The following is a 19,317-nucleotide window of genomic DNA, read 5'->3' as shown; positions in this document are numbered from 1 at the left end:
TGTGCTGAGTTAGTCGTGCAAGCTTTGGCCGCTTTACCCGACACTTCCACCTGTTGCGCATTAGTTTTTCGGTGGGATGCTTACACGCGATTGTTCATATTTTTGTACTAATTTAAGAGTCACTGATAATTGCTGATTGTTGGTATTTCTGCAAGTGTGGGATGCACCCTTATTCAGGAGATTATTTTATTTATTCTCCCCACACCCCACACCCCACACCCCACACCCCACTTCCCCACTTCCCCATTCCCCCATCTCCCTATCTCCCCACTTCCCCACTTCCCACTTCCCAATTCATAATTCATAATTTAACCTTTGACTGACCCCGGCAATAGCAGCCAAGAGAAACCAAACAATAGTATTAATCTTGACATCGGAGAGGGTGACATCGACGAGATTAAATAAAACGCAAGCACCAAAGGCCACCAGATAGGTAAAGATAATTAACTCCCCCCCGGCTTTTTGTTGTCGTAAAAAGATTAATAAACGCACCCCTTGGGCATAAATCCAACCCACCCAAACAGACAATAAAATTAAGCCGATAATTCCCGTTTCTGCCATTAACATCAAATATAAATTATGGGGATGACCTAACCACAATCCCTGACTTTTTTCGTAGAGAGGTGTAAAACTGCGTAATCCCCAACCGAATAGGGGTCTTTCTTGGGTCATTTCTAGAGTAAAACGCCATTGGGTTGCTCTGAGAGTAGCTAGAGGGCGATTGGGGAACATTTCATCGGATAATCGCGCCCAAATCGCCCTAGGAACCAAAAAACGCAGACTATCCCTGAAAGGATTTGGTCCCCAAGAAGCAAGGGAAATCACCCCTCCCAAGAGGACAAAACCAGCGACTAAGGCATTCCAACCCAGATAAAGGGCGAAAATTAGGCAACCTAAAAAGGCTAAGGCCCAAGCATTGCGAGAATTGCTTAAAAATAGCCCTACACTGTCGATCAATATGGTTGAAGTTAAAAACCCGACTTTGAGATTTAAATTCCGATTTCTTTGTCGGTGCCACTGCCGCAAAGTTAGAATTAATAAACCGATCGCTAAAATCAGAGTTATTAATAAATAAGCCCCCAAAAGATTAGCATACATAAAAACCGAAGACATCCGCCCGTCCGGTTCACCCCCCGCCCCGTAGGGCCAGGTAAAAATCCCTTTTAATGCTTCCGGTTTTTGCCAACCGAGAAAAATTTGTCCCCATCCCATCACCACTACCCAAACCGACGGAATAACCATCACCCAAGCTAGTTGACGCAATTGAGAGGGTTTTTTAATTAATTGCCGAATATTGCTAAAAAAGAAGAAAAAGGGCAGGAAATTTCCTAAACCAATCCAAGCATCCCCCGGAGTTGGGGAAAGACTGGCACTAATCATTAACCAAAGAGTGACGATACCGAGACCTTGATTGAGATGTGACTGGATAATTGCCCGAAAATTGCCGGTAAAAACCCTAATTAACACGATAATAATGCCGATACCCGCTAACTCCGGCAGCATCATGGCGATAAAAACTGAAAAAAGTATTAAATTCCACTCCCACCCTTGACAAAAAATCTTTTTCATGCTATGCAGGTTGCCAACAATCGTCACGGGTCAGACGAATTTGGGCGATGGCAAAAATAGTCGGGATAATCCGGCCGTAATCGGTGGCGATCGCCTTCCAACCGAGATCAGCAATAAACCAACCCCATAAAGCCGGTCCTACCAAACTTAACACGGTTCTGACGGCTCCGTACCGGGCCGCCGCCCTAGTCATGCCCTGTTTAGCCGTTTGTAGGGCTAATTGATTAGCAATTGCCCCACCCTGGACTAGGGCAGTTTTTGCCCCTTGATAGCGGGCAAAATGAAGAGCGAACTGCCCGGCGATATGTTTGAGCAGAATCGGTTTCAGGATAGAATTAACGGCGATGACGCTACTGCCTTTGAGGACTATATCGAGGGGATTGTGTTGTAGGTGAACCGGTAAGGGTTGGGGAGTGTGGGAATCCGCGAGTGCCTTTTGAATTTGAATCGAGAGGGATTTTTGTTCCGATGGGGGGAGACGTTTCCAAGCTTTGTTAACGAGGTGAAGATAGATTTCCGCTTCAATTTCCGTTGTCGGCATTTTTTGGGAGTAGGGAACCTTGAGGAAATGACAGACACGGACGAGAATTTGACGATAACTAACTTTTTCCGTTTGACCTTTTAACACTGTCACACCATCGGCAGCCAAATAACGAAAACGATCCTCGACGCTATCTAACCAACTATCCCAATCTTGACTTTGAACGGCGATTGCGTCTGGCGCTCGTAGATAATCGAGAGGGTTAAAACGACGGCAAAAGAGGATGTTAGTGATTTGCTGTAGTTCCTCCTCGGTGGCTAACTCCAAAGCTGTGCGTAGTTCGTCCAATGTGGTTTCTCCTCCTCAGCCCCAATAATCAAATCAGTTTCGCTAGTGCTGATTACTACTAATATTAACTCAAGGGTTCACAGGATTAGGAAGGCTAGTGACAAATTTTTCGATTAAGGTTGGGATCATTGGCGCGGGTTTAGCCGGGTTAACCTGCGCTCGTCAGTTGTGCGATCGAGGTTATACTGTTAAGCTATTTGATAAGTCTAGAGGCATTGGTGGTCGTTTAGCCACGCGACGGGTTAATCGAGCCAATCAAGAGATGGCTGTGGATCATGGCTTGCCTTTTTTGACTATTCAGGGCGAAAAAACGGCGGCTTTAATTGATAATCTCCTGAGAGAGAATCTAGTTACTTCTTGGTTTGATTCTAGCTATGTTGCTCCTTCTGGCATCAATAGCGTGGCGAAATTTTTAGCTAAAGGTTTAGAAATTGAACGAGATTTTCTGGTTACTCGTCTGGAAAATCGTCAAGAAAAATGGGTTTTAAACAATAACGGTCAAATTCGGGGAGAGTTTTCGGCGATTGTCCTAGCTATTCCCGCCCCGCAAGCAGCGTTATTGTTAGAAAACTCTCCCATAACTACTATGCCAGAATTGCGATCGATCGTTTATGATCCCTGTTTAACGGTAATGGCGGGTTATGGCGATTCTTTACCCGCAGTTGCTCCCTCCACCGATATCGCTTGGTTAGGACTTGATAGCAGTAAACGGCAATCATCCCCTGATTATGTCTTTGTTGTGCATAGTAGTGGAGATTTTGCGGTTAAATATCTCGATAGCGAGGATTTAGAAGCAGTTAAGCTAGATTTGCTCTCTCGTGCTTCTTTGCCTCTCCCCGATTGGTCTCAGCTGCACCGTTGGCGTTATGCTTTAGTCCGTCAGGGTTTAGCTGTACCCTGTTTAAGTGTTAATAGTCCTTTACCTCTAGTTGCCTGTGGTGATTGGTGTCAAGGGGGAGATTTATCGAGAAATTCTTCCCTAGAAACGGCCTTAACTTCTGGGATAGCGGCGGCTAATCAAGTTCAGCAGCTACTCTCTTAAGAATCTAGAGACAGGTTTAAATTCTTAGGTTAAGGTTGGGTTAACAAAAGTTTAAATATATAATAATGTAGATATCCTATACTGGGGGGTCGGTAACAATGGAAAAATTCAATTCTAAAGATAACTTTCTCTACCCTAAAACCAGCTACAGGGGTTTATTCACGCCACAAAATTTAGTTTTTAACGCTAATTTGCAGGAATTCGCCCTGAGAGTCTCTTTTATCGCTGGTTTACACAGTGGGGGAAAGCTTACCTCCACGGAAGCTTACGAGAAAATTAACCAGCTTTGGCAAGAGTTGAATACCAGTCAAAAATTCCTACTAGCTAATCATTTTGAGGATCACGGAGATTGAGAGATGGGGGTTTTTCAGTGATCAGTAAACAGTAAACAGTAATCAGTATCTAAAGTGGCACATTAACAAAAGTGGGTCAAGTAGTTCTTAGTCAAGTCAGAGCTTTCTGGCCATAGCTGGCTTTCATCTTCTAGATAAAAATGTTATCAAAAGACAAAAGCGGGTAATTCTGCCGCTACAATATGATAGCGAGTTGTCAAGAGAACAGTAAAAGAACTGCCAATTGGATCTAGATGCCTCAATATACTACTAAACAAGCAACGGAAAACCCTGTTGTGTCCGACCAGTCCGCCAAGAATCCCTTTTCACTATTTGGTCAATTTTGGGAAAGCCTAAAAATTGTGGCTCAACCCTATTGGTATCCAACGGAGTTAAATGGACGCGCCTTTGGAGATGTGATCATTTCTTGGGGGATGTCAGCTTTGATCCTTTTAAGTATCTTGGCAACGGTGGGGGTAGAAGCTTTTAGTAGCTACTGGAATCGTTATGTACTCGACATTATTATTGAAGATAGAGATCTTTCTAAATATCTCAATACGCTGTGGTTATCCAGTTTGTTGATTATATTAACAACGGGGTTATTTGCTTTTTCTCAATTTATTCGTCGCAAAGTAGCCTTAGATTGGTATAAGTGGTTAACCAAACAAACCGTTAAAAAGTATCTCAATTATCGCGCTTATTATAACATTGATTTTACCTCAGCTTTAAAAAATCCCGATCAAAGATTATCTCAAGAAATTGAACCAATTACGACCATGACCCTAAGGTTGTTAATCACCTTCATGGAAAAAGGGTTACAAATGATTACTTTTGCGATTATTCTTTGGACAATTTCTCGGCAAATTGCGGTTTATCTAATAATTTATACGATCGCAGGAAATTTCATAGCAATTTATCTAACTCAAGAATTAAACAAGATTAATCAATCTGAGCTTAATAATAAAGCTGATTATAATTATGCTTTAACCCATGTGCGTAACCACGCCGAATCCATTGCTTTTTTTCAGGGAGAAGAGCAGGAAGAAAAAATCATTGAAGGCCGTTTTGAACGGGTTATTCAAAGCTCGGAAAAACTGATAAATTGGGAACGGTTTAATAATCTTTTTAATCGAGGTTATCAGTCAGCGATTAGTGTATTTTCAATGTTTATTTTGACCCCGATGTTTATTAAAAATGAAATCGATTATGGGGAAATAAGTCAAGCGAGTTTATGCTGTTTCCTTTTTTCTAATGCCTTGGGACAATTAATTACTGAATGGGGAACATCGGGTAAAGTTTCAAGTTATATTGAACGGTTAGCTACCTTGACAGATGCCTTAAAAGTTGCCAGTGAAGAGCCGAAAAACTTAAGTCGTATTACCACCCTGGAAGATAATCGTCTAGCTTTTGAAAATTTTACCCTACAAACTCCCGATTATGAAAAGGTAATTGTGGAGAATTTATCGGTTTCTGTCCCTTTGGGAGAAAGCCTACTCATTATTGGCCCCAGTGGTCGAGGAAAAAGTTCCTTGTTACGAGCAATCGCCGGTTTATGGAAAGCAGGTAGCGGCCGTTTAGTGCGTCCTCCTTTAGCTAAAATGTTATTTTTACCCCAACGTCCTTATATTATCCTTGGCACTTTACGGCAGCAATTACTTTATCCCCATACCAATGAGCAGGTGAGCGATGAAGAATTAGAAAATATCTTAAAAAAAGTCAACCTGCAACATTTATTAACTGACAAAAATACCTTAGATAAACAAGTCAATTGGGAACAGATTTTATCCCTCGGAGAACAGCAAAGACTAGCTTTTGCTCGACTATTAATCACTAAACCCACTTTTACTATCTTAGATGAAGCAACTAGCGCTTTAGATTTGGCCAATGAAGCCAGCTTATATCAGCAATTACAGGAAAGTGAAACCACTTTTATTAGTGTTGGTCATCGGGAAAGTTTATTTAATTATCATCGATGGGTCTTAGAGTTAACAGAAAATTCCCATTGGCAGCTGTCAACTGTAGAAGATTATCAGCGCAAAAAAGTGAATAACCTAGTGATGATGTCAAAAAAATCAGAAAATTTTTCGGCGGTAAAAATAGAGACTTTGTCTGAGGTTAAAACTGAGCATGATGCGGAAATTGCAGGAGTTTCTGAAATAGCCGAAGGTTTGTCCCATCAACAAATGCAGTCTCTAACTGATTATTCTTTAAGTAACGTCCGGAGTCGTGCCAGTTTAGGTAAAATCATTACTGCCAAAGATGGTTTTAATTATCGTTACGATAAAGACCCAAAAACCTTAAAATGGGTGAGAATATAGCTAATGGGGTGACAAACAGATTGAAAGTGAGACAGGGTGTGAGGTGTGGGGGGTAGGGTGTAGGGGGTAGGGAAAATTTTTCAGACTTCCCCCTCTCAGGAGAACTAGAGAATGAGGTTTTTACTGGGTAAGTTGATTAACAAGCTACTAACTGATAACTGATAACTGATAACTGATAACTGGTATAGGAGTTTTATCAAATGAAAGCACTGGAAAAACTGGTGACGGAACGATTATATTTAGTCCCCTTCAAGCTTGAACTTCTCAAGGCCGCAATTATAGGTATCGATGAATTAGCAACAATTTTGGGGGTAAAAGTTGCAGCTGAATGGGCCGAACAAGAGTTGATTCAAGCTTTCCCTGATATTGCGAATATTTTGCTGCAATTCCCCTTACAAAATGAATGGGGATGGGGTAGTTTAATTATTCATCAAACAGAAAATACCCTTATTGGTCATGTGATGATCAAAATTATTCCTGATGTCACAGGTTTACCCACAGATGCTGTAGAAATTGGCTATCAAGTAGCGCCGTTATATCGACGACAAGGCTACGCATCCGAGGCGACAAAAGCAATGATGGACTGGACACTTTCTCAACCTGGTATGCAAACAGTGACCGCTGGCTGCGCTCCCGATAATATAGCTTCAAAGCGAGTTTTAGAAAAAATCGGCATGAATCTGATAGAAGCACGAGAGAAAGTCTTGGTCTGGAAATTAAGTAGGGTTTGCTGAAAAAGTTTGTTGGTGGGGTTAGGAGCCAGTTATCAGTTATCAGTTATCAGTTATCAGTTATCAGTTATCAGTTATCAGTTATCAGTTATCAGTTCACTGAGAAAACTCCCCACTTCCCCACTTCCCACACCCTACACCCCACACCCCACACCCCACACCCCACACCCAACACCCCACACCCTACACCCTCTTTCAAGTCAGTAGTCGGGGGGGAAATCTGGAGTCAGAGCCTCGTCGATGCGATAAAATACTCTGGCTCTGTATTTGTTGGTTTATGAGTTAACTAGGATTTCAGCGATCGCCTGGGAGATGGGAAAATAAGGAGGATAAAGTTCTAGCCAGAAAAACTCGCCAACGGGATTAATTTCTAAAAAGATATAACGTTCATCTGGTGTGACAATCATATCAATTGCACCATAATTAAGACCGAAATATTTCATTAATTCAAGTAGTTGCTTTTCAATAGTTTTCGGTAAATCGTAGGGTTGCCATTGTTGATGGAGCGCTCTTCCCTCTTTTCGCCAATCGTAGATAGCGCCGTCTAATTGTTGGGAATTAATCGCCGCCGTAAATATTTGTTCACCGACGATAGTGATGCGTAATTCCAAAGCTTTAGGAATGTTTTCCTGAAAAGTCATGGGACAAAATTGCAAACCTTCCAAATTATCTAGGTCTTCCTTTGTAACAGGACTGGTAAAAACAACCATTTCCTCTTGCTTGTCTCCATAAATAGCAAATTGAGAAAGCATTTTAGTCACAATTCCCGTCGCTTCAAACTCCTGAGCAAATTGCTTGACAGCTTCAGGATTATTAGAAGTTAAAGTCCCAGGAATTAATAAACCTAATTGTTGCGCTACTTGTAACTGCAATTGTTTATGATTGGCATGATCTACCTTAGCAATTGGATCAAGATGAAAACCAGATAAACTAGCAATCATTCCTCGAATACTTAACCGACATTCCTTAAGAGAAGCTTCGCGAAATTGACTATCCATCCCATCGGGTAATTTTAGTCCGTATCTCATGCGTCGATACCAGACAGAAGAAACTTCTTTTAGCTCTAGTTTTTGTTCTCCATCGGTAATAATTCCGCCTTTTTGACCGCCTGAGTAAAGATCAACTTTCACCTCTGTAGGGAAGCGATCAGTATCAAAACGGAAGGCTTTTTTACCCATGGCTTCTATGGCTTTGATTACCAGGGGAATACTTTCATTATCGCGGCTAAAAGTAACAATTAAAACGGTCATAGATTTCCTTAGAAAACTTAGGATTAACACTTTTTTCAGCGCCAGCTTTGCCGATCAACCGAAGACTAAAAAATCAGCGATCGCATGAGAAATAGGTAAATCTAAATCCCGTTCTAACATTCCCCACTCACCACCCGGATTAACTTCTAAAAAAACGTATTCTCCCCCTGGAGTTAAGATAAAATCAAACGCCCCAAAATTCAACCCTAAATTAGCCATAAAAATCTGAAGTTGCTGCAATAGTGAATCGGGTAAAGTATGATGTTGCCAAGCACCAGGATCAATACCCGGTCTTCGCCAATCTACGGCAGAATTATTATACTGAGAAGATTCTAAAGCTCCCACAAATGTCTGTCCATTAACCACGACAACTCTCAATTCTAATTGTTTGGGAATTTCCGCTTGAAAAACCATAGGACAATAGCGTAAAGATTCCGCTTCCTCAAGGTCTTCTGCTTTCACCCTACTGGTATAAAGAAAAAATTCCGGCGACTCCATACTGCGGGCGATCGCAGTTAACAATTTACTCACCATTCTTCCCTGAACCTGGGAAAAAAACTCCCGGGCAGCATCAGGATTATTGGTCACTAAAGTGGGGGGAATAATTAAGCCAACTTCTGAGGCCAAACGAAGTTGTAATAACTTATTTTTAGCCTTCTCAATTTGCGCTAAATTATCTAACCAACGCGCTGACCTTAAACTATCCCAAAAACCAGCCAAAGTCGTCTGGGATTCTCGCACACAAACCTCCCGAAACTGAGGATCTAAATCCCCTGTTAGTTCAGGCTGCCAAATACGTCTTGTCCAAACAGATTGCACCTGTTGACTATCAATAGATTGATGGTTATAGGTTAATTGATAAAAACTTTTTTTCCCATTAAATTGGGCTGCTAATTGAACCTCTAAGGGAAATTTATCGGTATCTAAGCGAAAAGGTGTGGCTCCTTTTTTTTCTATCGCCTCAGCCACGCGGTCAATCGTGAAAAAATCGCCGCTATGGGTCAACAATAAAACAACTTTAGGCGATTCTTTCATGTCAATTGCAAATCCCTATATTTTAACCCATTTTAAGGCTTTTGGGCGGATATTTATCGAGAAGAATCTCAATAAAAGGCGGAAAAAATTGCTGCTTTTGCTTAACTAATTGCAGTATTTGTTTTTTTCTTGAGTAATTACTAAAGTTACTTTACAGCACTTCTCAGGATCTCAACGTGCAGTTTTTTTGGCTGCGAGCCTTGCTTAGTGGAGCTTTTAGCTTTTTGTCTGTACGGTGTAATCAAGAAAAGTGCTGTAATTACTCAAGTGATCTGAGTTTAATACTCTTCCCAGTCAGAAGGGTATTTAAAGGTGCCCCCGTAGGTAGGCTCAGGGGAAGGAGACTTGATGGAAGATTCCTCTTTGCTTACGGACAAGAAACGAGCAAAGAAAGGAAGTGCTTTACCTTGTTGATCGTTGGGATATGCCATAGTTATTCCTCTGGTAATTTCGAGTGAATAGGTTTAATCACTCAGATAAAAACAACAACCTGTACTAACCCTTGAAAGCTTTGCTGTGCATGGCTTTCAGAATTGGGATTGTGCAAATAATTTGCTTTTATTTGGGTGATGGGAAACATCATAAGCACTAATCTGGCCAATGTCAAGCACTTAAGAACAATTTCTGCTAAATCCGACATTCAGCATATCTTCATATACTTGTATATGTTTTTACATTCCCCAAGATGTTTTAACGAAAAACCTTGATTGTAGAAACTACTATTGAGAACATTTTCAATAATTGATTTTTTCTGAGAAAAAAATTTACAATTCTTCACCTTGATCAAAATCCATCATTGTAGTTATAATTCTTACTGGCAAGGGTTTGGAAGGAATATATTAGTAAAAATCATCAATTGAATGTTAAGAAGTGCGGAAAGTGGGATTTAATACTCCACACTTAAAACTCAAATCTGATAACTGATCACTGATAACTGATCACTGATAACTGATATCTGTACAACTACTTAGTACAAACGCTTACGGGGGCGATAATTAGCCACGGATTCCACTAAACCCAAGGCAATAAAATTGGTTAATAAAGATGAACGTCCATAACTTAACCAGGGTAAAGGAATCCCTGTAATCGGGGCTAATCCCACGGTCATGCTAATATTAAGAATTGCCTGAAAAGCGATCATTGAGAGAACACCGATCGCTATTAAAGAACCGAAGTTTTCTTTAGCAGTATTAGCAATAACTAACAAACGCCAACAGATTAACCAGAAAGCTATTAAAACTAGAATACTGCCGACAAAACCGAATTCTTCCCCGACTACGGAGAAGATAAAATCGGTGTGTTGTTCGGGAATAAAATTTAATTGGGTTTGGGTGCCTTGGTGTAATCCCCGTCCCAATAATTCTCCCGATCCGATGGCAATGCGGGATTGAATTAATTGATAACCTCCCCCCAAAGGATTCTTTTCTGGGTGAAGAAATAGGGTTAAACGATCTTTTTGATATTCTTTTAATAAACCCCAAAAAACCTCGCCTAATTTACCCACTGCCAGATTAGTTGCCACCACGATGAAAGTAGATAAAAAACGGTAGGGAAGGGTAAACCAAGCAAGCACAGCGATGATAATTGCTAAAACAATCCAAGCAGGAAAAAGTAAATTAAACAGAAAAACCGATGCGAGGGGAGATAAGAGGATAATCATCCAAGGCAGTTTCGCATTAGCCCAGTAAATCATGCCTAGGGTAATTGCCCCAAAGACTAATCCCGTCCCCAGGTCTGGCTGCGCCATAATTAACACCCAGGGGATGGCAGTGACGACAAAGACACGAGCGATCGCAAAAAGATTATCGGCGGGACGATGATGTAGGAGGGCTGCTAGGGTGATAATTAAACCTACCTTGGCAAATTCCGACGGTTGCACGTTAAAACTGCCGATATTAATCCAACTTTGCGCCCCATTCGCCGTCACCCCTAGGACAATTACCGCAATTAGGGAGAGATTGGTGAGAAGATAGGTTAACCAGTGCCATTTCAGCAGACTTTCGTAACGACAACGGGCCAGAAATAAAGCGATCGCCACTCCCCCGGCCCCGAATAACCAGTGTTGCCACCAGTCGAGAGCGGTGGTGTTCCTTTCGGCACTACGAATCATTAAACCACCGAAAACGGTTAAACCCGTCACTAAAACGAACAAAAGCCAATCAATTTGGGCTATATCCCGGAAAATGAAGCTAAACTGTTCGTTAAAACCCCTTAGTTTCCTACTAATAAGGGACTGTCTTCTCACCATTTCTCTCCCCAAATTTACTAACTAACTAGGGTTTGCTGAATCAATCTAAAAACATTGTTCGATAAGACTTTTAGACCTTTTTGAAATCCAAAAGCACCGGCCCTTGGAGTGATCGGGGGGAAAATTTAGGGACTTTTTCCCTGAAAATGGGTAAAACCCTACACCCTACACCCTACACCCCACACCCTGCCCCCACCGAAAAACTTTTTGCCGCAAACCCTAACTATAGGCTGCTACGGATACTTTCGCCGCCACCTGACGAGCGATCGCTATCAGGGCTTTAGCTGAGGCCGATTCTGGTTGCCCCAAAACCACTGGTACACCAGTATCACCGCCCTCCCGGAGGGATATCTCCAGAGGCACACATCCCAGTAAAGGAATGCCCAATTCTTGCGAGGTTTTTTCCCCACCACCGGACCCAAATAGATCATAGGAGCGATCGGGCTGATCGGGAGGGATAAAATAACTCATATTTTCCACGATACCCAAAACCCGCGCCCCTAGCTGTTGGAACATTTTTAAACCCCGACGCGCATCAATTAAAGAAACCGTCTGGGGAGTGGTGACAATCACCGCACCCGCTAGGGGGACCGATTGAATTAAAGTCAATTGTGCATCCCCGGTACCGGGAGGCATATCGACGATTAAATAGTCTAAATCGCCCCAATTGACTTGATAGAGAAACTGACGGATAATGCCGTTTAACATCGGACCGCGCCAGATTACCGGTTGATCGGGGTTGATCAAAAAGCCCATGGAAACCATTTTGATGCCATGGTTGAAAGCGGGTTCCAATATCTCGCCATTTGCGCCCTGTACCGTCACTTGTGCGTCATTTAAGCCCAACATTGTCGGGGCGTTGGGGCCGTAGATGTCCGCGTCTAATAGCCCCACTTTTGCCCCTAAATGAGCCAAGGCGACGGCGATATTGACAGCCACGGTACTTTTTCCCACACCGCCCTTACCACTGGAAACGGCGATAATATTTTTAACCCCCTCCACGCCTTGGCGATCGGGTAAAGCTTTTTGTTGCGGGGTTTCGGCAGTTACTGCCACGGCGACACTTTCCACCCCGGGCAGCTGTTTAACAGCTTTTTGGCAGTCTTCCACGATAAATTCGCGCAAAGGACAGGCAGGAGTGGTCAAAACTAGGGTAAAGCTAACTTTTCCGCCATCGATCGCCACATTGCGGATCATGTTCAATTCCACTAGGCTTTTTTGCAGTTCCGGATCTTGAACGGGACGTAATACTTCTAAAATCGATGCGGTATCAAGGGGCATGGTTTCAGTGTCTCTAGTCAAGTATTGTTCTTATGGTTATTTATCTTAACCTTGATATTTCTACTTATGGCCTAAGAGAGATGCTCCCGTATTTTCTTAAATGTATAGTGGGATCATCTGGGAGCAAGTCACTTTTGCGAGTGCATAAATTTGACACTCGTGGGACAAGTCACTGAACACCTAAGACAAGATTGTTTACTTCAAACAAAGGGAAAAAAGATGTTAAAAATTACTGCGGATCTATATTCTGGACGAGCGAATCCAGAGTGGATTATCAGCGATGAACAGGAAATTCGCGCTACCCTGCGGGAAATCGCTAATAATGCTAGTGTCATCGCTAAATCGGCACCAGCCAACGCTGGTCTAGGATTACGGGGATTTTTAGTAGAACCCCTCAACGATGAGGTAGGCCGCAATTACAATCTGCCAGAGAGTATTTATCTAGCGGCTGGACAGTATGCTACCAGTTCTAAAGCCAATGCTATTGCCGAAAGACTGGTCGGTTTAATCAATAGTGCTGAAATAACCACCAGAATGACCCCTGAAGAAGAAGCTCTATCTTTAGATGAAGATCTACAGGGGTTTTTGCAGGAACAATTATATGTAGGTGAGCGCTTGACGCTCCTCGATACGGAAGGATTAGAATTATCCCCCGAAGCTGTGGAAATCCCCCTCGAAACCCCCAAGGCCGCCTGCCAATACGAATTGGGAGCTTATAATCCCAATTTCTGGAACAACAACGCAACTATCCTGCGGAACAATAACTGCTACAATTACGCCAGTAACAAACGCACCGATACCTTTGCCCAACCCGGACGCGGTTGTGGTAGTATGTATCGCTCGCTCACCTGTGCGGAAGTGACCCGAGCTTCCCTGTGTGATGGCTTACACGTGCGTTATAATTGTTTCCCCGCCTCCGAAGCCCCTCGCTATCTGGTGGCCCTAGTTATAGCTCCAGGACGAGATTTCCACTGGTATCGACTGAATAAAGAGGGTTTCTGGAGTCATAAACCTGGTTCCACGCCGGTCAGAAATGTTGATAATAGTAACCGGGTGATTACAAATCCCCAAACCTGTAATCGCGGAATTTATACGCAATTTTGCGGCTATTTCTATACTTGTAAGAGCCAAAAAATTCGTTAAACGTTTCAACTCAGGTCAGTTAGATGGCTAAGATAGAACCTGAGGGAAGGAGGGGAAAGGTGGCAGCAATTGTGGTGATCGCCATGTCCCTCTTTTGCCTGCTCGGCCTAATAGTTTACACTCAGACAGTGGAGGCGATCGTGCAAGTAGAACTCGATATATTTAGTGGTCGTCCCAATCCCCATTGGACTCTTAACGAGCGCGATAGTCAGGAACTACTCCAACGACTGCAGCGTTTGTCCCCTACCAAAGCTGGTGAACCTAGTGGCAATTTGGGTTATCGAGGGGTGATCCTCAGTAATCCCAGAGGTGCGATCGCTGGATTCGAGTGGATCGTTTGTTCGGATGGATTAGTGGTCGGATACAAGGGAGACTCATCCCAGAAGTTTATCGATGCCAATCGTAACTTGGAACGTTGGTTAGTACAAACTGGTGAGACAACTTTGGGGACGGATATACTGCGCTCCCTCCGTCAAGAGTTCGGTGCTGATTTCTAGGCATATTTTTAGCTTTTCAAGAGTTGGTTGCCAGTATTTCCGGTTTTATTTGACTGACCTTGAAAGGGCTGCCCCTATATCTCTAGATTACGGTAATAGGATCGCCGACTTTAATTGTACCTATCTTTTCAGGGATGACATTTTCTCCGAACATAATGCCCCCGGGGAAACGGCGAAAAGTGCTTAAGGTTTTTAAAGGTTCTTGCTGGGGATTTCTCCTACCTGTTTCTTGATCCGTGGTGGTGATAATACAGCGACTACAGGGTTTAACCAGAGCATAATTTATCTCTCCAATTGTGATCTTTTGCCAACTACTTTCGCTAAAAGCTCGATCGCTACTAATAACAATATTAGGACGAAAACGATTCATCGGCACTGGTGCAACTAAACGCCGATTTAAGTCCTCTAAAGAAGCAGTATTAGTTAATAAAATTGGATAACCATCGGCAAAGCTGACGGGAGTATGATCATTCCCCGCATAGCGAGGATTTGCGGGACGTGGATAATCGGGAGATTGTCGCACTAAACGACAAGGAATGTCGAGAATTTTCTCGAACCATTCGGCGATTTCATCTCCTTGATCTATGGCTATGGTGTGAGATTCCCAGATTTGAACCGCTCTTTTTTCTCCTGTGAAATTAGGCTGAAAAGTTAGGGAATCTTGAGATGTTTTTAGAGAAAATTTATCTCCTGTCATCGTGACAGAAACCCTGGCTAATTGCGGATATTCCCTTTGAGTGATAAATTTACCCTTGCCATCTACTAACATCATTTCTCGATCCCAGAGTAAACCTTTAGGAGTCACTTCAGCTTGGGATAATTGAATACCTCGACAGGATTTAATCGGGTAGATATAGAGATCAGTAACCTGCATTTTCTTTCAGTAGTTCTACATATTTTTTTGCCACATCTTCCCAAGTCCAGAGATTAATTTTATTGGGGATATCTTCGGGTAACAAGCGAGGAATTGGATTGAGGATAAATTGTTCTAAACAGTTGGCTAAACTTTCCGCATCTTCCCTAGGATAGAATTGCACTCTTTCAGGACAATTATATAATTCCACCTGTTCTTGAAACACTTCTAAATCGGAAGCGATAACGGGAATACCTTGTAAAATGGCTTCCGCTATTGCTAATCCAAAACCTTCGTATTTTGAGGGAAATACCACAGAGGAACAGGTTTGATAATAAAACTGCAATGTTTCATAGTCTTGATAACCTAATCCCTTGAAATGACTCTCGAAAATTTCTTGATTTTCCCGATAAAGTCGGGTACATTCTTTGAGATAATCTTGGTATTCTTGGGTTTGGGACTGTTGAGATAATTGCAAATTTCCACTAACTAGATTATCGGTTTCCTTGCCAATCAAAACAACCTTGAAGTTTAAGCCTTTTTTGGCTAGTTGTATAGTTGCTTTGAGCAAAGTCAGATGATCTTTGTAGATACCAAAGGAGGAGGGAAAATAAAAAGTAACTAGCTCACTTTTGACTAAATCACTCTTGGGATTAGACTGCTCGACAAATCCTGCTAAGGGTACAGCTTTTAATTTACTAGCATAGGTAGCATTGGGAAAAACTTTTAAAACATCGTCTTTAGTTTTTTGGGAAATTGTGAAGAGTAGATCGGCCCGATCTAACCATTCTTTTAACGCTTCATTGTAGGGTTCTTGATAGGATTCTGAGTAAGTTAAGGGAGCAAATTGCCAAAAGACATCATAAATAATGCCACTTAAAGTAACCTTGACATTGGGGGGAGAAATCCGATTAGTCATTCCATACAAACAGTGATCAGCTTGGTAACGCTTGATAATCTGATTAATTCTTGCTTCGATGCGTAAAAGGTCAATTCTACGAGAGAAAAGACGATGAATCGAAGTCAGTCTTAGGGTTTTGTAAAAATTCGCTAGAGGACCATAAAAATAGATTAAACTTGTCTCAAAACTCTTGGGGGAAAAATCAAGTTCCTCATAGATAAGTTTATCGGAATCAGGCATTAAAAACTTAAAATATTCAATGTCATTACGAGGAATAACGATAATAATTTTTTCGACGTATTCTAATAAGCTAGGTATTAAAGAGATAATGACTCTTTCTACTCCTCCTTTGCGATAAAACACGATCGGGATGACAATTTTCATAGATTTCCTTGTAGATGGCTAGTAACTACATTATTAATATCTGTCATAAACTTATCGGTAGAAAACAGAAATTTTTGTTTCTCTAGAGAGGAAAGTAATTGATATTGCCTATCCTCATTTTGGATCACATGGGCAATTTTTTCTACCGCATCCTCAAGATTATCAAAAAACAAATCGGTGTTTTCTTGACCAATAATTTCTGCTGGTCCCCCTCCTTCACGGGTGAAGGGAATGATCCCCGCTTTTACCATCTCGGCGATAGAAATGCCAAAGGGTTCAGGTTTAAAATGAATACCATACTTACAACGGTATAAAACTTGGGAATATTGTTCATAACTAAGGTTTTCACATAGCTCAATCCAATCAGAATTATCTCGAATTAACTGATCCAAATAACGTTTATATTTAGCCTCAGCGTTACCGCCACCGCCCCCAGTAATATAGAGTTTAACATCAATGCCTTTTTGACGAACTTTTTCCAAACATTGAATTACCCGATGGGGTTGTTTTGCCTCTACCAAACGACCGCTACAGATAAAGGCATTTTCCTTATCTTGCCAAGCAATGTCTGCCGGTTTAATTACCACGGGAGGATAGACAACTTTAGCGTCAATTCCATAATAGTCTTTAATGGCTGCTGCCACTGCCCCTGAATTGGCTAAAGAGAAGTTTTTTTTCAAATTATCCACAGAAAAATTAGAGATACGATTATAATATTTCTGGGCTAACTCTCCACCTTCTAAAACCTTAATCCAGTGAATGTACTGCATACCTGGCCTACCCAAATCGGCAGCGTTATAAGCAGAAATTACTAAATCGTAATCTTGCTGCTTTTGTTTACAATATCTTAAACTGAGATGAATAGCTAATTGTCGAAAGTGTTTATTATTAGAAGCTAAGGCATTATTGACACGATAGAAGCTCTTTGGTAGTAAAGAATCAACTTTGATTGATTGAGCATTTAAAGTTGTTCCATACATTAAATTCAACCATTGCCAATCGAGGTCAGCAAAAGTTATTAAAGTCAGATCATACTTATCTTTCAAAGCTTCCATCATCCAGAGAGCAACCGCTTCCGCACCACCACCCAAAAAACAAGGGTAGTAGATAGCGATTTTTTTGCTTAGAGGGTTATTCATGATCATTGATACCTGACATTAGTTTAAGATTCTAGCAAAATCCGGTCTTTACGCAAGCATTTCTTCTAAAACCCTGGCTACCCTTAGGATTAACTCTTCGCGATCGGGTGCGGCGATGATTTGCAAACCTAAAGGTAGCCGGGATGGACGTTTAATCGGCAAAGAAAGGGCAGGTAAACCAATAAAAGAAAAAGGTTGGGTAAATCTGCCTAAATTAGGTCTAATTAATAGCTCTTGCCCGTCAATAATCATTTTTTCTACTCCTAACGGCGGCGCAATACAGGGAATCGTCGGGGTGAGGATAATATCGACTTCGGTGAAAATCTCTCGCAGACGATCGCGATACCAACGGCGAAAACGTTGAGCCTGTAAATACCAGCTAGAGGGAATTAATGCCCCTGCCAAGAAGCGATCCCGGGTTGCGGGGTCAAAATCCTCTAATCTGGTCTGTAAACGCGGTAAATGCCAATTTGCGCCCTCGGAAGCGGTAATTATATAGGCGGCTGCCCTGGCGCGGGCGGTTTCGGGAATGGTGATTTTTTTGGTAACTCCTAAACGTTCGGCGATCGCTGTCACCGCCTCGATTACTTCCGGTTCGGCTCCCTGCTGAAAATAATCATCGGCAAGGGCTATTTTTACCCCCTCTAAGCCATTTAAAGGAGCTTTAAGGTTATTTTTGGCAAAAAGACTCCAAATAGCCGCCATATCCGCCACATTGGCGGTAAAAAATCCCAGATGATCCAAACTATTAACGAACAAAAATAGGCCCTGACGGGATACGCGCCCAAAGGTGGGTTTTAGCCCCACCACGCCACAGCAAGCGGCGGGAACCCTCACGGAACCATTAGTATCGGAACCGAGGGCGAGAGGCACTAAATTAGCGGCAACGGCAGCGGCGGAACCGCCGGAGGATCCCCCCGACACGCGACTAGGATCGCGGGGGTTGGGAGTGGCTCCATAATGGGCATTTTCGGTGACAAAACCGTAGGCGTACTCATCCATATTGGTCGCCCCCACCAAAACCGCCCCGGCTGCTTCTAGGGTTTGTATAGCGATCGCATCTTGTCCGGCGGCAGGGTGATCTCGATTGATTTTGGAACCGGCAAGGGTGACAATACCCTCGATATCAAAGAGATTTTTGACGGCGAAGGGGACTCCTGCTAAGACACCGACGGGTTCCCCATTGGCGATCGCTAGATCGATTTTTTGGGCTTGAGCGAGCGCTCTAGGGTGTAAAATGTCGGTAAAGCAATTTAAATGGCGATTTTTCGCCTCTATCTCCGCTAAAGTCCGATTAATAACTTCTAAGGCGCTAGTTTGACGATTTTGGATCGATCGAGCTAAATTGCACACAGAAATAGTCATGGTTCAAAGCTGAGGGCGCTTTCCCCGTCATCCTCTAAGGGAAATTCTGTCACTAAACTGGCGATTTCTTGCAAGCGTTGCCAGTTTTCAACCACAGAATTTAAATAGCGATCGGGAATGGTTAAATCTAGGATTTTCGCCATGATTATAACGTATTCTTCTGGGTTATTCATAGATTTCGTTCCGGCTGGGGTGAAGGAGATAAAGAGTTGCTTGAAAGCAGCGCTCAGGAATAAAATCGACACCTAGTTAAGCTGTGAAAATTGCTAGGATATAAGAGAAAATCTCCTGTAAATACAATAGCTATCCCTAGGGAGGAAGTATAACTTGAATTTGTTCTTGACCACCGACTCCCTAGGATCATAACCTTAGATATGATCCTAGAACTGTATATTGAGAT

General features: G+C 42.3%; 18 protein-coding genes. 6 read left to right on the top strand and 12 right to left on the bottom strand.

The features are described 5' to 3' along the window. Nucleotides 1–294: 294 nt before the first annotated feature. Together O9295_RS09550 and O9295_RS09545 are read right to left on the bottom strand one after the other, a co-directional pair. Nucleotides 295–1,569: an O-antigen ligase family protein gene (locus O9295_RS09550; RefSeq protein WP_288032797.1), complete on the bottom strand. Its 1,275-nt coding sequence runs from the start codon at nt 1,567–1,569 to the stop codon at nt 295–297. Nucleotide 1,570: 1 nt separating this feature from the next. Then, nucleotides 1,571–2,398 (bottom strand): YaaW family protein, encoded by an 828-nt coding sequence (locus tag O9295_RS09545; protein WP_288032796.1) that lies wholly within the window; start codon nt 2,396–2,398, stop codon nt 1,571–1,573. Between the two features lie 97 nt (nt 2,399–2,495). On the opposite strand from O9295_RS09545, the gene O9295_RS09540 reads away from it, so the two are divergent. The 4 genes from O9295_RS09540 to O9295_RS09525 all read left to right on the top strand — a co-directional run bounded on the left by O9295_RS09540 (nt 2,496) and on the right by O9295_RS09525 (nt 6,824). Beyond that, the gene (locus tag O9295_RS09540; RefSeq protein ID WP_288032795.1) at nt 2,496–3,440 is read left to right on the top strand and encodes an NAD(P)/FAD-dependent oxidoreductase; all 945 of its coding nucleotides are present in this window, start codon (nt 2,496–2,498) and stop codon (nt 3,438–3,440) included. 98 nt (nt 3,441–3,538) lie between these two features. Further along, nucleotides 3,539–3,793 carry a DUF7219 family protein gene (locus O9295_RS09535; protein WP_002740468.1) on the top strand — a complete coding sequence of 85 codons (255 nt, stop codon included), beginning with the start codon at nt 3,539–3,541 and terminating at the stop codon, nt 3,791–3,793. Between the two features lie 233 nt (nt 3,794–4,026). Continuing rightward, nucleotides 4,027–6,090 carry an ABC transporter ATP-binding protein/permease gene (locus tag O9295_RS09530; protein ID WP_288032794.1) on the top strand — a complete coding sequence of 688 codons (2,064 nt, stop codon included), beginning with the start codon at nt 4,027–4,029 and terminating at the stop codon, nt 6,088–6,090. A 200-nt stretch (nt 6,091–6,290) separates the two neighbouring features. Further along, nucleotides 6,291–6,824: a GNAT family N-acetyltransferase gene (locus O9295_RS09525; RefSeq protein WP_288032793.1), complete on the top strand. Its 534-nt coding sequence runs from the start codon at nt 6,291–6,293 to the stop codon at nt 6,822–6,824. A 272-nt stretch (nt 6,825–7,096) separates the two neighbouring features. Here O9295_RS09525 and O9295_RS09520 read toward each other — a convergent pair whose 3' ends face one another. The 5 genes from O9295_RS09520 to O9295_RS09500 form a co-directional block, all read right to left on the bottom strand. Continuing rightward, on the bottom strand, nt 7,097–8,071 hold the full coding sequence (locus O9295_RS09520; protein ID WP_288032792.1) for an MvdD family ATP-grasp ribosomal peptide maturase: 975 nt from the start codon (nt 8,069–8,071) through the stop codon (nt 7,097–7,099). Between the two features lie 54 nt (nt 8,072–8,125). After that, a complete protein-coding gene (locus O9295_RS09515; RefSeq protein ID WP_288032791.1) occupies nt 8,126–9,106 on the bottom strand; it encodes an MvdC family ATP-grasp ribosomal peptide maturase in 981 nt (326 codons plus the stop codon). 278 nt (nt 9,107–9,384) lie between these two features. Continuing rightward, nucleotides 9,385–9,537: a microviridin/marinostatin family tricyclic proteinase inhibitor gene (locus O9295_RS09510; protein WP_110578310.1), complete on the bottom strand. Its 153-nt coding sequence runs from the start codon at nt 9,535–9,537 to the stop codon at nt 9,385–9,387. Nucleotides 9,538–10,073: 536 nt separating this feature from the next. Beyond that, complete coding sequence (gene rodA / locus O9295_RS09505) at nt 10,074–11,354, bottom strand: rod shape-determining protein RodA (protein ID WP_288032790.1); 1,281 nt, start codon at nt 11,352–11,354, stop codon at nt 10,074–10,076. A 219-nt stretch (nt 11,355–11,573) separates the two neighbouring features. Then, nucleotides 11,574–12,635 (bottom strand): Mrp/NBP35 family ATP-binding protein, encoded by a 1,062-nt coding sequence (locus O9295_RS09500; RefSeq protein ID WP_061430267.1) that lies wholly within the window; start codon nt 12,633–12,635, stop codon nt 11,574–11,576. Nucleotides 12,636–12,854: 219 nt separating this feature from the next. On the opposite strand from O9295_RS09500, the gene O9295_RS09495 reads away from it, so the two are divergent. Beyond that, nucleotides 12,855–13,778 carry a hypothetical protein gene (locus O9295_RS09495; RefSeq protein WP_079207924.1) on the top strand — a complete coding sequence of 308 codons (924 nt, stop codon included), beginning with the start codon at nt 12,855–12,857 and terminating at the stop codon, nt 13,776–13,778. Between the two features lie 59 nt (nt 13,779–13,837). Further along, on the top strand, nt 13,838–14,275 hold the full coding sequence (locus O9295_RS09490; RefSeq protein WP_079207925.1) for a hypothetical protein: 438 nt from the start codon (nt 13,838–13,840) through the stop codon (nt 14,273–14,275). A gap of 82 nt (nt 14,276–14,357) precedes the next feature. On the opposite strand, the gene O9295_RS09485 is transcribed toward O9295_RS09490, so the two are convergent. From O9295_RS09485 to O9295_RS09465, 5 genes are read right to left on the bottom strand one after another with little or no spacing between them, the layout of a single operon-like run. After that, a complete protein-coding gene (locus O9295_RS09485) occupies nt 14,358–15,149 on the bottom strand; it encodes an MOSC domain-containing protein (protein ID WP_288032788.1) in 792 nt (263 codons plus the stop codon). Further along, on the bottom strand, nt 15,136–16,413 hold the full coding sequence (locus tag O9295_RS09480; protein WP_288032787.1) for a glycosyltransferase: 1,278 nt from the start codon (nt 16,411–16,413) through the stop codon (nt 15,136–15,138). Before O9295_RS09480 ends, O9295_RS09485 begins: the two co-directional genes overlap by 14 nt. Then, nucleotides 16,410–17,552: a glycosyltransferase family 4 protein gene (locus O9295_RS09475; protein ID WP_041804017.1), complete on the bottom strand. Its 1,143-nt coding sequence runs from the start codon at nt 17,550–17,552 to the stop codon at nt 16,410–16,412. Before O9295_RS09475 ends, O9295_RS09480 begins: the two co-directional genes overlap by 4 nt. A 48-nt stretch (nt 17,553–17,600) precedes the next feature. Continuing rightward, nucleotides 17,601–18,917, bottom strand: a complete 1,317-nt coding sequence (locus O9295_RS09470; protein WP_288032785.1) for an AtzE family amidohydrolase — start codon at nt 18,915–18,917, stop codon at nt 17,601–17,603. After that, the gene (locus tag O9295_RS09465; protein WP_002740449.1) at nt 18,914–19,090 is read right to left on the bottom strand and encodes a DUF4089 domain-containing protein; all 177 of its coding nucleotides are present in this window, start codon (nt 19,088–19,090) and stop codon (nt 18,914–18,916) included. Before O9295_RS09465 ends, O9295_RS09470 begins: the two co-directional genes overlap by 4 nt. Nucleotides 19,091–19,317: the final 227 nt, after the last annotated feature.

This window comes from Microcystis sp. LE18-22.4A (genome assembly GCF_027531105.1).
Classification (GTDB): domain Bacteria; phylum Cyanobacteriota; class Cyanobacteriia; order Cyanobacteriales; family Microcystaceae; genus Microcystis; species Microcystis aeruginosa.
Note: the sequence above shows the minus strand (reverse complement) of the source record. Positions and strands in the feature narration are given on the sequence as shown.